Annotated in this window: 7 protein-coding genes and 1 pseudogene; 3 read left to right on the forward strand and 5 right to left on the reverse strand. The window is 64.4% G+C overall.

Features of this window, described 5'->3' with window-relative positions; all coding sequences use genetic code 11:
- Positions 1 to 138: 138 nt before the first annotated feature.
- Positions 139 to 4161: an ATP-binding protein gene (locus ACPQ6D_RS17630; RefSeq protein ID WP_423225667.1), complete on the forward strand. Its 4023-nt coding sequence runs from the start codon at positions 139 to 141 to the stop codon at positions 4159 to 4161.
- Positions 4162 to 4180: 19 nt separating this feature from the next.
- Here the strand turns inward: ACPQ6D_RS17630 and ACPQ6D_RS17635 are convergent.
- Positions 4181 to 5110 (reverse strand): annotated as a pseudogene (locus ACPQ6D_RS17635) (transposase); the annotation flags it as partial.
- 139 nt (positions 5111 to 5249) lie between these two features.
- The gene (locus ACPQ6D_RS17640) at positions 5250 to 5378 is read right to left on the reverse strand and encodes a hypothetical protein (RefSeq protein ID WP_423225668.1); all 129 of its coding nucleotides are present in this window, start codon (positions 5376 to 5378) and stop codon (positions 5250 to 5252) included.
- Positions 5379 to 6013: 635 nt separating this feature from the next.
- On the opposite strand from ACPQ6D_RS17640, the gene ACPQ6D_RS17645 reads away from it, so the two are divergent.
- Together ACPQ6D_RS17645 and ACPQ6D_RS17650 are read left to right on the forward strand one after the other, a co-directional pair.
- Complete coding sequence (locus tag ACPQ6D_RS17645; RefSeq protein WP_423225669.1) at positions 6014 to 9229, forward strand: DNA polymerase III subunit alpha; 3216 nt, start codon at positions 6014 to 6016, stop codon at positions 9227 to 9229.
- A 160-nt stretch (positions 9230 to 9389) separates the two neighbouring features.
- Positions 9390 to 10391: a hypothetical protein gene (locus ACPQ6D_RS17650; protein ID WP_423225670.1), complete on the forward strand. Its 1002-nt coding sequence runs from the start codon at positions 9390 to 9392 to the stop codon at positions 10389 to 10391.
- Here the strand turns inward: ACPQ6D_RS17650 and ACPQ6D_RS17655 are convergent.
- From ACPQ6D_RS17655 to ACPQ6D_RS17665, 3 genes are all read right to left on the reverse strand, one after another.
- Positions 10376 to 11560: an RNA-binding domain-containing protein gene (locus ACPQ6D_RS17655; protein ID WP_423225671.1), complete on the reverse strand. Its 1185-nt coding sequence runs from the start codon at positions 11558 to 11560 to the stop codon at positions 10376 to 10378. The two genes, ACPQ6D_RS17650 and ACPQ6D_RS17655, sit on opposite strands and share 16 nt — an antisense overlap.
- A gap of 229 nt (positions 11561 to 11789) precedes the next feature.
- Positions 11790 to 12572, reverse strand: a complete 783-nt coding sequence (locus ACPQ6D_RS17660; protein WP_423225672.1) for a DUF3800 domain-containing protein — start codon at positions 12570 to 12572, stop codon at positions 11790 to 11792.
- Positions 12573 to 12707: 135 nt separating this feature from the next.
- Complete coding sequence (locus ACPQ6D_RS17665; RefSeq protein WP_423225673.1) at positions 12708 to 14261, reverse strand: SH3 domain-containing protein; 1554 nt, start codon at positions 14259 to 14261, stop codon at positions 12708 to 12710.
- Positions 14262 to 14344 lie beyond the last annotated feature (83 nt).

Consider the following 14344-nt stretch of genomic DNA (forward strand, 5'->3'; position numbering starts at 1 on the left):
TCATTCATCTTCCATATTAGCACATCATCGCGCGCAAATCGCGCGCAAAACGTCCGGACAAAGCACGAATATTGTGGTAAAATACAAGTGGTTCTTGCACAACCTGGTTTTGCTGTGCGGTTTTGAGGAGGGAGCCCGATGGCCCATCTCGACCTGACCCTGTTCGGTCCTTTTCAGCTGGCCCTCGATCACCAGGTGATCGAACGTTTGGAATCCAACAAGGTGCGCGCCCTGCTGGCCTTCCTCGCCGTGGAGCACCACCGTCCCCACCCGCGCGAGGCGCTGGCCGAGCTGCTGTGGCCGGGACATTCCATCGAAGCCGCGCGCGGTAATTTCCGCCGCGTGCTCGCCAACCTGCGCGCGGTGCTCAACGACCAGACCAGCCGCCCTCCCTTTCTCCTCATCACCCGCGAAGCCTTGCAGTTCAACCTGGCCGCGGATGTGACCATAGATGCCGTGCGCTTTCTGGCGCTGGCGCAAACGCCGGAATCGCAGCCGGGGTGGGCGCCCACCCTGGAACAGGCGCTGGCGCTCTACCGCGGCCCCTTCCTGGAAGGGTTCCACGCCGACGATTGCCAGGAGTTCGAGCAATGGATCACGGCCGCACGCAGCGAGTTGGAGCAGCTCGCCGCCCACGCGCTCTATCGGCTGGCGCAGCATGACCACGTCCAAGGGGATCTGGCGCGCGCGCGGCCGCGCTACCGGCGCTCCCTGGCGCTCAATCCGTACGACGAAGCCGCGCAGCGCGGGCTGATGCTGGCGCTGGTGGACAGCGATCAGCATGGCGCCGCGCTCGCGCACTATGCCGCGTATCGGCGTGATCTGCAGCAGGAGTTGGGGGCAGAGCCAGAAACGCAGACCGCGGCGCTTGCCGCCGCCATTCAGCAGGGACGACTAGCCGTGGCCGCGGCGGCCAAACCGGTTCGCACGGCCGCACCAACCACAGCCGCCTGGTCGGCGGTCGGAACGCACAATGCTCACCCCTTTGTCGGCCGCGAACAGGAGCTGGCCGCGCTGCACGTTGGCGCCGGGCAGGCGGCGCTGGGGCGCGGCAGCGTCGTTCTGGTGACGGGCGAGGCCGGCAGCGGCAAGACACATCTACTGCAGGAGATGGCGCGACAGCTCGGCCGCGCCAGTCCACCCTGGCTGGTCGTGCATGGCACCTGCACGGCGCTGCTCGGGATCGGCGACCTCTACCAGCCCGTGGTGGATGGCTTACGCCTGTGCGCGGAGCGAGAAACGGGCACGCCTAACGCCCACGCACCTTCGCCCAACCATTCGGCGAAGGCGCTGCCGGCTGGCGTCGAAGTCGTCCGTCTGCTGCGGGAGCAAGCGCCGGACTGGGCGCGCCTGGTTTTGGCTGGCGCAGGCGCCAATGCGGACGCGCAGCAAGCCGGCCGGCCGGCGCTGCCGCCCCTATCACAGACGGCATTGTTCGACCAGCTGGCGCGTTTCTTCGAACAGGCGACGCGGCTGCGGCCGCTGCTGCTGGCGCTGGACAATCTGCATTGGGCCGACGACGGCACCGTCGCCTTGCTCTTCCACCTGGCGCAGGCCCTGGCCCGCAGCCGGGTGCTGATCGTTGGCGCTTACCGGCCAGGCGCGCTCGCGCTGGCCCAGGCTGAGCGCGGCCATCCCCTGCGCATTATCATCCACACGCTGCGCCATCAGGCCGGCGCGACGACGATTGACCTGGATCAGAGCGACGGTCGCGGCTTCGTGGACGCGCTGCTCGACCGCGAGCCTAACCATCTGCAAGCGCCCTTTCGGGAGACTCTCTATCGCCATACGGAGGGCCACGCCCTGTTTACCGTGGAACTGCTGCACACGCTGGCCGCGGATGGGTGGCTCAGCCAGGACCCGGAGGGACGTTGGGTAGATCGCGGCGCGCTGAACTGGGACGCGCTGCCACCGCGCGTCGAGGCGCTGATCCGAGAGGGCGTTGACCGCGTGCCGCCGGCCGACCGCCGCCTGTTGAACGCCGCGTGTGTGCAGGGCGACGAGTTCCGCAGTGAGGTTGTCGCCGTGCTGGTGGGCGAGGATGAGCCAACGGTCGTCGCGCAGCTGAGCGGCGATTTGGCGAGCGCCCATCGCCTGGTACTTCCCGGCGGCGTACTGCCCCGCGCGGGGATACCCGGCGCGGTCTATCACTTTCGCCATCATCTGTTTCAAGCCTATTTGTACGGCGCGCTGGACGCGGTGCAGCGCAGCCGCCTGCATCGAGCCGTCGGACTGGAGATGGAGCGTCTCTTTGCCCAGCACGGCGCGGAGGCTGGCGTCACTCTGCAAGCCTTGGCCTGGCACTACGAGCGCGCGGGCGAGCGGATCAAGGCGCTGGGTTATCTGCACACCGCCAGTGAGCAGGCGCTGGCCTGGCACGCGCACGCCGAAGCCATTGGCTATCTGACGCAGGCGCTGGCCCTGGCGTCGCCGGCGCAGCCTGCGCTGCAGTTCGAACTGCTTGCGGCGCGGGAGCACGCGCACAGCCAACGCCGCGATCTCCAGGCCCAGGCGGCCGACATTGCCGAATTGGAACGACTGGCGGAGCTGACGCATGACTCACGCCAGCGCTTAGTCGCGGCTCTGCGCCGGGCGACCCTGGCCGAGCAAACCACGCACTACGCAGAAGCCATTGTCGCGGCCCACGCGGCGCTGGCGCTGGCCGCGGCGCAGCACGACCCTGCCGCGGAGATCGAGGCCCAGCGCATTGCCGGCCGCAGCCACTGGTGGCGCGGCGAGCTTGATCTGGCGCGGCGCTACTATGTCCATGCGCTGCGCAAGGCGCGTGCGCTGCCCGCGCCCGATGCCGTCGCCGACTGCCTGCTGCACCTGGGCGTCGCCTGCTGGTCTGTGGATGATCTGGCTGGCGCGGCCGCGGCCTTTGGCGAGGTGCGGGACAGCGACCTGGGTCGCGAGTCGCCGTTCGTGCGCGCCGTGGCGCTGATGGGGCTGGGGATGGTGGCCTGTGCACGGGGAGACTATTCCGAGGCTGAGGGCAGGCTCGACGCCGCGCTGACCGCAGCCCGCGACCTGCGCCATCCCTGGCTGGAAGGACAGGTGCTGCTGAACCAGCTGGCGCTCTACCGGTTGTCGGCAAACGCTGACCGTTTCCTGGCGATCTACGCGCACTTTGTGCCGACCTGCCAGACCATCAACGACCGCTGGACCGCCGCGGCCGGCCAGGTGGAGGCGGCTGAGCTGTTCGTGCGGCTCGGCGCCTGGGCGCGGGCCAAGCGTCTGATCGAGGCCGCGACCGTCGCGGCCGACGCGTTAGCCGCGGCGCTGCTCAAGGCGCGGCTCCTGCTGGCTGCCGCGCGGCTGCACCTGGATGGCGGTGAGCCTGGATACGCCGACGCGGCCGCGCAGGCGCTGCCCATCGCCGCCAGGCTGGGCGTCCCGCATCTGCTGGCCGAAGCATGGCTGCTGACCGGCCTGCTGCGCCAACGGCAGGGCCAATGGGCGGAAGCCGCGGATGCCTTGCGCCAGGCGCGCGCGTCCGCCCAGGGCGAGGTTGCGGCGCGGCTGCTGCCCGAAATCGTGGGCGCGCAGGCGCACCTGGCGTTGGAGAGGGGCGAGACCCGCGAGGCTTTGGCATGCGTCGAAGAGCTGTTGGCTGGCGCGCCTGTCCCCTTGATTGACCAGGCGACCGATCCAGGCTCGCTCTATTGGATCTGTTACACCGTTTTGGACGCCGCCGGGGAGCCGTGGGCGGAACAACTGCTGGCGCGCGGTGGTCGCTGGCTGCGCCAGCAAGCCGACCTGATCGAGGATGCTGAGTTGCGGCGATCGTTCTGTGAGAACATCCCGCGCCACCGGGAGTTATGGGCGTTGGGCGCGAGCCTCACCTCAACCCCCGGCCCCTTCTCCTCTCCGCATAACGGAGAGGAGAAGGCTTTCGGGGGTAGGTTTTTCATGGCGGCACCTCCGGACAGGGTGCCAGTACAGCTTGTGTCGGTGAAAGTGGCGCCGGCCACGGTTCCGGTAAAAGTTGTCGTGGCAGGTGAAGTGCTTGGCGTGCGATGGCCTCGACCAAGAGCCAGAGGCGACCCAAGCGGTGGAGGCGGATACGACGCACAGGTTTGTGGTCAAGCAAGGCCTGCAGGTCGGGCAGGTCTGGGTCGTCAAGGTTGGTCCGGCATTCGAGCTCGGTGCCAACACTGACCATCCAAAGGGTGGCGACCGCCAGGGCGAGCCAGAGGCGTGCGGCACGCTCGGGATGGTGCATGCGGGTCAACTGCCATTGCCAGCCGCCGCGCTTGTTGCACTTGAAGCCTTGCTCACACCAGGAGCGCAGGCCATACCAGGTAACGGACGACTGGGTCGGTGAGAGATCGGTGAGAACAAACCAGGGGTCCTCGTTGGCTTCGCTCCACCAGGCAAGCAGCGTACATTCCAGGCGGCTGGCGGGATGTTTGAAGCAACTACCGCGGCCCTGCCACTGGTGGCCGACAGTACCAATCAAGTCTTTGAGCCAGTACCAGTGCGCACGGCCTTGGGGCCGAAACTTCGAGCCATTGTTGATGCGCAGGAAGGGATGCCAGTGCAGTCGTACAATCCGACGATAGAGCCAGCCCGCATACAAGCCCCGATCCGCCAGGACAATCACCGTCCACTCTGGGGGCACGGCCGGGCGCAACAAGCGCAGCAGGCGCAGCCATTCCTTGCGCCATGCGCCTTTGGCGCCAGCCGGCAAGACCGTCCAGGCCACAGGAATCCCACACCCGCGGTAGACCACGCTCACGGCCAGAACCACAAATCGATCCCCCAGGCTCGTGGCATCCAGGGTCAAGGCCAACTGCGTGCCCACCCACAAGCGGATGATCCACTGCAGCAGCGCCAACTGGCAGGTGCTGAGGACCAGTTCTTGCCGCTGCTTCCCGCCCTTGTCTTTGGCATCCAGGCACCATTCATACAGCCGTTGCTCCACCGTGGCCACTTTCTGTCCGCTCAGCAGACCGAGAAAGGTTGCCACCGTGTAGCGCCCACAACTGCCCGTCATCGCGATCCCAAAACTCCACCACGCCAGCACCCGGGCCTGACTTACTGATAACTGAGGCAGATTACTTGACACGCATGTCGTCCACTGCAACAATGATTCTGAGCGAGACATCTGTGACCTCCAGTATGATAGGTTGTTTGGTAAACTCTATCTTACACGAAGTCACGCTGTTTCGCTCACTCTTCTCAAAAAAACCTACCCCCGAAAGAGAGGAGAAGGGGGGATGAAGCGAGGTCATGGCGCCGTGACGTTAGCCCTCGGCGGCGCGCTCGGCTACAAGCTCGGCCACGGCATCGCGCTCGGGTGAGAAACGCCGTCCCGCGCCCAGAAGACGTCGCGCCAGCTCGCCCCGGTCAGGAATGGTCTGAATTGGCAACATCACTGCGCTCTTTGTGCTCTTTGTGATCTTTGCGGTCAAGGAATTTTCTTCTACTGGAATCCCTGCAACCACGGCAAAGCCCAACCTTCGTGGGCTGCGCCCCCAAACTAAAACACACACAACCTTTGGCCGATTTCCAGGGCAAACCTGGCCTGGCAAAACGGGAAATTCTGCGCTCGACTCTCAGGCAATGGCGGTAAACGCTGTTCGCGAGTGATGCCGCTATCCTCATGGGATGGGGGCGCGTGTCCCGTAGGGACACCTGGCCTTAGCCATGATTGCGCCATCCGTGTCCGTCCCGTAGGGACGGTTGAACTCCTCCCCCATGGTCGCGGTATCGCCGCGGGATACACGGGGAAACCCTCATTCAATCGTCCCTACGGGACGACCGGCGCGGGGGCGTTGCCGGTCTCAAGTCAAGGCGTCCCTACGGGACGGTGGCATTCCACGCCAAGGGCCGCACCGGCGACCTGGCGCTTGCTTGCAAACCCCGGAGTCGCTGCAACGATTGCCTAGTCCACGTCATGGGCTACACCTCGACTTTGAAATGCACCCTGCGCGACGCCACCTCTGGAATGCCCGGGGTTGCGGGCCGCCGTTTGCTATTTCTGCGCTGCCGTTCTATGATAACGGCGATGTCCTTTTCCCATCTCGAAGTCCACTCCCATTTTACCCTGCTCGGCGCAACGCCCTCGGTGGCCGCGCTCGTCGGCCGCGCGACCGCGGACGGCCTGACGCACCTGGCGTTGACCGATACGAACGCGCTCTACGGCGCAGTTGCGTTTGGCCGCGCCTGCCGCGCCGCGGGCATCCAGCCCATCATCGGCATGACGGTTACGACGGCCGACCCGGCCTTCCCCGCGCCGGCCGGCGACGCGGCGGGCAAGCTCGTCCTGCTTGCCGCCGACGCAAACGGCTACCGTTCGCTCTGCCGCCTGTCGTCGTTGATCCAGGGCAGCCCGCAGCGGGAGGCGCTGGCCGCGCGCGGCCTGGACGGGGACGCGTTGGCCGCGCACCGCACGGGGCTGATCTGCCTCAGCGGCGGGCAGGAGGGGTGGATCGAGCGTTTCTTGCGCGCGGGCGACGCGGCCGCGGCGCAGCGTTACGCCGAGCAGTTGGCGGGCATCTATGGGCGCAATTTCTACCTGGCCCTGGAACTGCACACCCCAGGCGATGAGGCCGTCGCCGACGCGGTCATGGCCCTGGGCCGGCGGCTGGGGCTGGCCGCGGCCGCGGTGCAGCCGATCTTCTGCCTGACGCCCGCGGACGCGCCCCGGCTGCGCCTGCTGGCCGCGATCCGCGCCAATGCGCGGCTGGGCGAGGACGCAGGCGATGACGAGATGAGCGATCCCGCCGATCTCGACGATGATGCGCCCGACGACGAAACGCGCTACGTGACCCGACCACACACGCGTCACGCCGAAGCGACGCCCCCGCCGCGCGCGCCGGCCGGTCCTTTTTCTCAAAACACTCCCCTGCACTGGCTCAGCCCGACCCAGGTCGCCGGTCGTTTTGCGCGCTTTCCGCAGGCCGTGGCGCAGAGCGGCGAGATCGCGGCGCGCTGCGGCGACTGCCTGCCCGACGGCCGGCCGATCTGGCCCAGCCTGGCGCTGCCGCCTGGGCAGACGCCGGACGCGGCGCTCGCCGCCCGCGCGCAGGCTGGCCTCGACCGCAGCTATCCTGTTGGCACGCCGCGCCGCGGCCAGGCCCAGGATCGCCTGGCCGCGGAACTGCGCGCGATCAGCGGGCACGGCTTCGCGCCGCTCTTCCTGGTAGTGGCCGATATCGTGCGCTTTGCGCGCGAGCATGAGATTCCGGTCAGCACCCGCGGCAGCGTCGCCAACTCGCTGGTCGCGTTTTGCACCGGCATCACCACGGTGGACCCCATCGAGCATGGGCTGCTCTTCGAGCGTTTTCTGAATCCGGCGCGCACCAATCCGCCCGACATTGACCTCGATTTTTGCAGCCGTCGCCGCGACGAGGTGCTGCGCTATGTGCGCGACGCGTACGGCGCGGACCGCGTCGCGCTGATTGGCACGGTCAGCACCATGCAGCCGCAGTCGGCCGTGCGCGAAACCGGCAAGGCATACGGGCTGCCGGTTAGCCAGGTCAATCGCCTGGTGGGCATGCTGCCGCGCCGCTGGCATCCCGACCCGCGGCGTCGCGATCAGCGCACGCAAGATGATGTGCTGGCTGCGTTGACCGATCCGCTGGAGCGCGAGACCGTACGCATGGCCTACACCCTGGTGGGCCAGCCCGACCATCTGAGCGTGCACCCCGGCGGCGTGGTGATCACGCCCGGGCCGCTGACCGACGTTGCGCCGGTGCAGTGGGCGCCTAAGGGTTTTCTGATCACGCAGTTCGAGCACCGCGATGTGGAGACGCTGGGGCTGCAGAAGATGGACCTGCTGGGCATCCGCGCGCTGACCGTGCTCGCCGACGCTGCGGCCTGGGTGCACGAGGGCCACGATCCGGCCTTTCGCCTGGCCGACATTCCGCTGGACGACGCGGCCACGGCCGATCTGCTGGCGCGCGGGGAGACGATTGGCGTTTTCCAGTGCGAATCGGACGGCGCGCAGCGCACGCTGCGTAAGCTCAAGGCCCGCGGCGTGCGCGACCTGGCGATTGCCAATGCCTTTTTCAAGCCTGGCCCGGCGATGGGCGGCATGGCCGGCGCGTTCGTGCGCCGTTACCGCGGCGAGCAGACCGTGACTTATCTGCACCCGGCGCTTGAACCGATCCTCGGCCCGACCCAGGGCGTGCTGATCTTCCAGGAACAGATCTTGCGCCTGGCGCGAGAAATTGCGGGGTTGACGTGGGCGCAGGCCGATCAACTGCGCCGCGGCATGAGCCACTTTGGCGCGCAGGAGATGGAGGCGCTGGCTGAGCAGTTCATTGCCGGCTGCCAGCGGCCGCCGCCGGCCGGCCCCGGCTTCGCCCTGGCGCAAGCCAAGACGCTCTGGGAGCAGGTGATGCCGTTCGCCGGCTATGGCTTCAACCAGGGGCACGCGACCGCGTATGCAGATGTCAGTTTTCGCTCCGCCTACCTCAAGACGCACTACCCGGCGCAGTTTCTGTGCGCGCGGCTGGCCGACTACGGCGGCTTCCATCACCCCGCGATCTACATGGCGGAGGCGGTGCGCCTGGGGTTGACGGTGCGGCCGCCGCACATCAACTTCAGCGCCGAGTCGTTCAGCCTGGCGGAGGGACGATCGGGGCCGGTGCTCTTCATGGGGCTGGGCCAGGTGCGCGATCTGCGCCAGGCCGCGAGTACGGCCATTCGCCAGGAACGTGCGGTCGCCGCGTTCAGCGGCTTGCGCGATCTGCTGCGCCGCGTCGAGCTGCGGCCCAAAGAGATCGAGCATCTGATTCGCAGCGGCGCGCTGGATGGACTGGCGGCAAGCCGGGCTGCGCTGCTGGCCGAAGCGCAGGAACTGCATCACCGCGCAGCCAGCCAAATGGCCTTCGACTTCGGCCGCCCTGCCGTTCCGGCCGAGAGCTTGCGCCAGCGTTGGGACTGGGAAACGGAACTGCTCGGCCTGCCGGTCAGCGCGCTGGCCGATCCGCTGGCGTTGGTGCGCCAGCGCTTGCCGGCGCACACACCGCTGAGTGAGCTGTCCGCTTTCCCCGGCCGGCCGCTGCTCACCGCGGGCGTGCGCTTGCCCGGCTGGACGGGCGGCCCCGGCTTTTTCCTGGGCGACGGCGTCACGTTCGTCATCGCGCGGGGCGATAAGGCGGCCAAACATCCCGCGCCCTGGCAGCCGCTGCTGGTGCACGGGCGCTGGAGTGGGGATGGCTGGGGGACGGCCTGGCTGCAGGTGGAGGAATTAGGAATGAGGAATGCTGAATGAGGAATGCTGAATGAGGAATGCTGAATGAGGAATGGGGGGAGAAGTGAAAAGTGCAGAGTGCAAAGCGCAGAGGACAGAACGACCGTGCATGAAAATGTCTTTGCGGCTTTGCGTTAACGTGGTTTTTTAGGTGAGTGTTGAGTGGAAGAAGGGATGAGGAATGACAAAAAAGAAGACTGAGTTGCTGGAAGCGCATGTGCGGTTTGAGTTGGAGCGGCTGCGTGGGGAGAGGCTGCCGGCGACTCTGGCGGAGGAAGTGGCGGACGTTTTTGCCTGGTTGGGGCAGGTACGGCTGGTCGAGGTGGTGAGCGCAGTCCAGGTGGTGGACTGGATCAAGCGCAATGTGATCGAGCGGCCGCTGTCGCCCGAACTCGTGGGCGAGATTCGGGAGAACGTGCTGTTTGTCCATGAATTCTTGAGGAACGATGACGCCCGCGTCGCGGCCTTCCTGCCGCGCCAGTTTTTCGATCGGCTCGTTGACACCGTTAGCGGCCTGGAAGACCTGCGCCGCGAGATCACCCACCAGCTGATCTCAAGCTCCGTTTATGGGGTGCTGATCTCCAATGTCCTCTACCGGGGCATCAAGGCTTTTGTGCTGACCGAAAACACCCTGGCGAAAAATATCCCCGGCGCCTCGTCGCTGCTCAGGATGGGGCAGAATGCCTTGAACGCCGGCGCGCCCACCCTGGGCAAGAGTATTGACAAGCAGCTCCTCGCCTTCATCAGCGCCAATGTCCAGGAGACCATCCGTGACAGCGAAGCCTTTCTGAACACGACCCTGGACGCCAGCCTGATGCGCACGTGGGGCGGCGAGGTGTGGGCCGCGAACGCCGGCACGGAAATGACCCAACTGGCCGACTTTGTGGATGCCGCGTCCTTGGAGACGATGGTGCAGATTGCTGTAGACGCCTGGCTGCACTTCCGCGCCACGCCGCTGTTTGCGGAGCTGACCACGGGACTGGTGCGAAACTTCTTTCGGACGCATGGAGAAAAGGACGTCCGTGCGTGGCTGGCGGAGATGGGCATGACGCAAGCCATCGTCACGCAGGAGGTGACGCTGTTGGCCGCGCCGGTCGTGGCCAGCGCGCTGCAGAGCGGTTTTGCGGAGCAGAGCATCCGGCGCCGGCTGGACGCCTTCTACAGCGCCTACTTCGCGGCCTGATCGGCGCGCGCCGGCCTGGGCAAGGCCACCAGCAGTTCGTTGCCTTGCTCGCTGATGTCCGGCTCGCGGCCCGTGGCCGCCCGCACGAGTTGGATGACGCGGAACACACCGCTCCCCAAGCCGGTGACCAGTCCCAAACGGCTGAAGAGGAGATAGATCGTTGGGTTGCGCAGGACGTGAGCGCCGCCCAGTTTGATCGCGGCGACCGTCACGGTGTTGGGCAGGCGGCCTGGCGTGCGCACTTCCACCCGGTCATCGAAGATCAGCACGCGGATTGGGCCGGTCACGGTGTAATCACGATGGGCCAATGCGTTGACCAACGTCTCGCGTAACGCCACCTCCGGCAGTTCGGGGAAAGCTTCTGGTTCAAAGCCCTGGATGCGGTGGCGTGTCGGCAAATGGATGTTCAAAAAACGGGCTGCATCCTCAAAGATGACCGGCAGTGTGCCGTCAATCCGTTTCAGATCGGTAGGTGAGGCGGCGAGATCTTGACCTGGGATACGCGCCGCAACAAGGTGTGCGTGGGGCAGGAAGCGCTGCGGTTCGCGGCCGAAGAATAGCAGGCAGGCCAATGTGGGATACAGCTCGCCGCCGACCTCCTGCACCAGGCGCAGATTGCGCAACAATCCCTGCAGGCCGGTCGGGAATTCTTCCGGCCGTTGGCTGTAGGTCTGCTCAATGAAACGTGTAAACGCCGCGATCTCGATGTCATCAACGCTGGCCCGCAGCACCGGCGTCTCGTCGTAGAACATGCTCTCGGAGGCCTGAAACAGGCGCAGGAGTTCCTGGCGTGACGTCTGACGCCGGCCGGATGAGGTGCGCGTGTAATACACGCCGCGGTTGGTTCGATAGGGTTTCTGATCGCCTTTGGGAATGTTCACCACTAAAACCGTGGTCTCATCCGCCAGGATGGACTCCTGCACAATCGTCAGCGGTGGCTCGCAGTTCTGATAGGCAATGGAATGAATCGTACGCATGACCCGATCGGCGTCTGCGATGCCAATGATACGGCGCTCTTTGTCTACGCCCAAGATCAACTGACCGCCGTCCGTATTGGCAAACGCCGTCAGCGCAGCCGCGAGGTCATCGTTATGAACCGGCCATTCCTTGAATTCGGTGTGTAGGTCTTCCCAGTGCGCAATTCGCTGGCGCAGTTCGTTCAGGTTCATGCGGCTCCCATCCAACTTATCCGATGTCTTGCCAATGATCATCGCGCACGTATTCTACCATGCCGCCATGTCATGGGCAAAGGCGGTGGAACTCGCCACAATCTATCCGATCCCCCGAGTATTGTAGTGTTTCTCTCTTGACTTCGCAGCTACCGTTCGGTATAATGACAGTAATCCAGTTATCTGGAGGTGGAAGGCATAACGCCTTCGGGCCCTTCGGGGCCTTTTTTTATGGCAGCCATTTGCGCCCCCAACCCTCGATCCGGCCTTGAGGACTGCGATTGTACTTGCTGGCCTCCAGGATTCCGCCGATTCGCCCGCCAAAGTTATCGGGCAATGCTTGTTGCTGCCGGCGCGCCATGGTTGCCCGATGGCTTGGATGAGCGATGATATCGGCGATCTGCAAGCCCGCGATATTATTGGCCTTGGATTTCACCTTCAGTTGCCGGCTGGTGAGCCAGCGGGCAAACTGTTGTGGTTGCACGTACTCCGAACCTTCCTGGCACAGTCTTTCGAAGGAATCTTTCAGTCGCCGATCTTCCTTGCCGCCTCTCGACTCAGCCAAGACATCGCCCTGGCAGTTACGCTCTTGCAGCCAACGCACATACCTCTCCACCAACACGGTCAAGCAGTAGTGATAGGGATCGAAGCGCCAGACGGAATAGCGCTGTTGATGCTCCAACTTGTCAATCACGGCCGTGATGACGACATAGTCTAGTTCGGTTAGCAGTTTCAACAGGTCCCGGTTGAAAGCCGCCTCCATGGCCTCATCTTGCAGCGCTGCGAAGGGCGGCTTTTTGTTGACCAGCTCCTTGCGATGGAGGATCACCGGATCGTCGGGATGGGAGTCGAAGTAGCGGGACTTGAGCTGCTCGATGGCAGGAAAGGCCACGGTTGCCATATAGTCGAGCTCGAAAATCACGCCCGTCAAGCTCAGGTAGCGGTGATTCGGATCCGCCGAAGCGCCCAGGTCAGAATTACCGACCTCGTCAATATACATGCGATACTTCAAGGATGGCACCCTTCACACGTTTCGCGTGTCGAAACAACAGACCACCTTCTCTGACCCACCGGAATGTGTCAATGACCTCGAGTTGTCTCAAAATCATTGACACATTTCAGAATTCCAGCTTCTGGCGTCATCGTTTCATCTGCTTTCCGGCAACTGACTCACATTCCCCAGGTACATCACGATTTTGGAATCCTCTTTGACGCGCAACCAGACGTCAGTCAGGTCAGGCGACACATCAAATGGCAAGGCGATGCCCAATGTTAGCCCCGGGTTGATGTCATCGTACAAGTGCCCAGCCTGGAACTGCCATGCGGCGCCCAGAACGGCCTCATCGAACGGGTCGAATTTGTAGGTGCGCCCCCGCGTATCTTGCAGGTAGAAATTGAGAGTGCGCAGAGGCGTCGCGGTTCCGGAGCTCGTATTCCGAAACTCAACGAGGGGAATGAGATACGTACCTTGAGCAAAGCGCGCGTCGCCGTAGAAATAGACTGACTTGGCGCGCTTCACATCGTAAAGGCGCAGGCCCCAGTTTTTCACCATGAACTCTTGATCGGGCCGCGTGAGCGGCAGGGATGGTGGCTTGGCCGGCGGAGAAGTTGGCTTGACCGGCGGAGGAGTTGGCGCCGGGGGCGGTGTTGAAATGTTCTGCGCTACGGCCACCTGCGTCAGGGGGCCGCTCGCCTTGACCACCGAAGCCGCAATCCATCCCTGTTTGCCGCCATACGAGATCTGCCACCAGGACGAATCCGCGTTGCGCCCCAGAATATCATAGCGCTGTCCGGCGCTCGCTTTGCCGACGATGGGATAACTCGTGCCCGGTCCCGACCGTATGTTGCTCGCACTGGAAGCAATCGCCGCCGGCTTGTCAGGCGTATTTGCTGGCCGCGGGTTAGCTGAAACGAGCGAAACCCAAACGCTCCATATCTTACCCCCTATGGCATCGGTTTCTACCCTGACCGCATAGCCATTGACATTGGTCCAGGCGACGGCAATTGGGGCTGATACGTCCGGTGGTTTGGTAATAAAGTCAACCCCAACACGTCTCAACGCCACAGGCCATGCAGACAAAGCGTAGCCATGCTTTTCCAGTCCACTGAACAACTGCACGCCTTTGGCAATGCCGGTCTTGTCGTAATCAACGTAGAGAAGGTATTTTTGTATCTCGTAGGTGCGAGACTCGCCGCCCTCTGGAATCGCTTCCACCGACCCTCGACCAATTTGGACAATATCCAGGGGTTTTCCCAGGACGCCCTCCACCTCTGCAACTCTAGCGCCCAAGATCGCTGGCGCATTGACGATCAGGTCGCTCGTAGGCGCATCGCCTGCAGGCGGCGTCTCGGTTGCAGTAGGTGTAACAGCCGGTGCGGAGGTGTCGGTTGGTACGGGGGTAGCGGTTGGGAGAGATGTCGGCGTGTCAGTCGCCGTGGGCGCTGGCGTGTCGGTGGGAGAAGATGTCGCCGTGGGCGCTGGCGTCTTCGTCGGCTCAGGGGTGTCGGATGGAGCCGCTGCGACGGCCGTAGCTGCCGCCGGTTTTTGAGCTTCAGCGGTTAGGGTCGCCCGCACCTGATTGGCGACCGTGGTCGCGATCTTTTTCTCATCAGCGGTAGGTGATGTTTGTCCACAAGCCATCTGGAGCAAAACCATCACGCCGAGGGCGATCAAAATCGAATAACGCTTTTGGGCCAGCATACTTCTCCTCCGTTTCCAGTTCATACTTGTATCAGGATTCCTCCGTCTGAACCACACTGCACCATTCCGAGGTTGGAACGTAT

The organism is Candidatus Amarolinea aalborgensis, assembly GCF_900491745.1.
Taxonomy (GTDB): domain Bacteria; phylum Chloroflexota; class Anaerolineae; order SSC4; family Amarolineaceae; genus Amarolinea; species Amarolinea aalborgensis.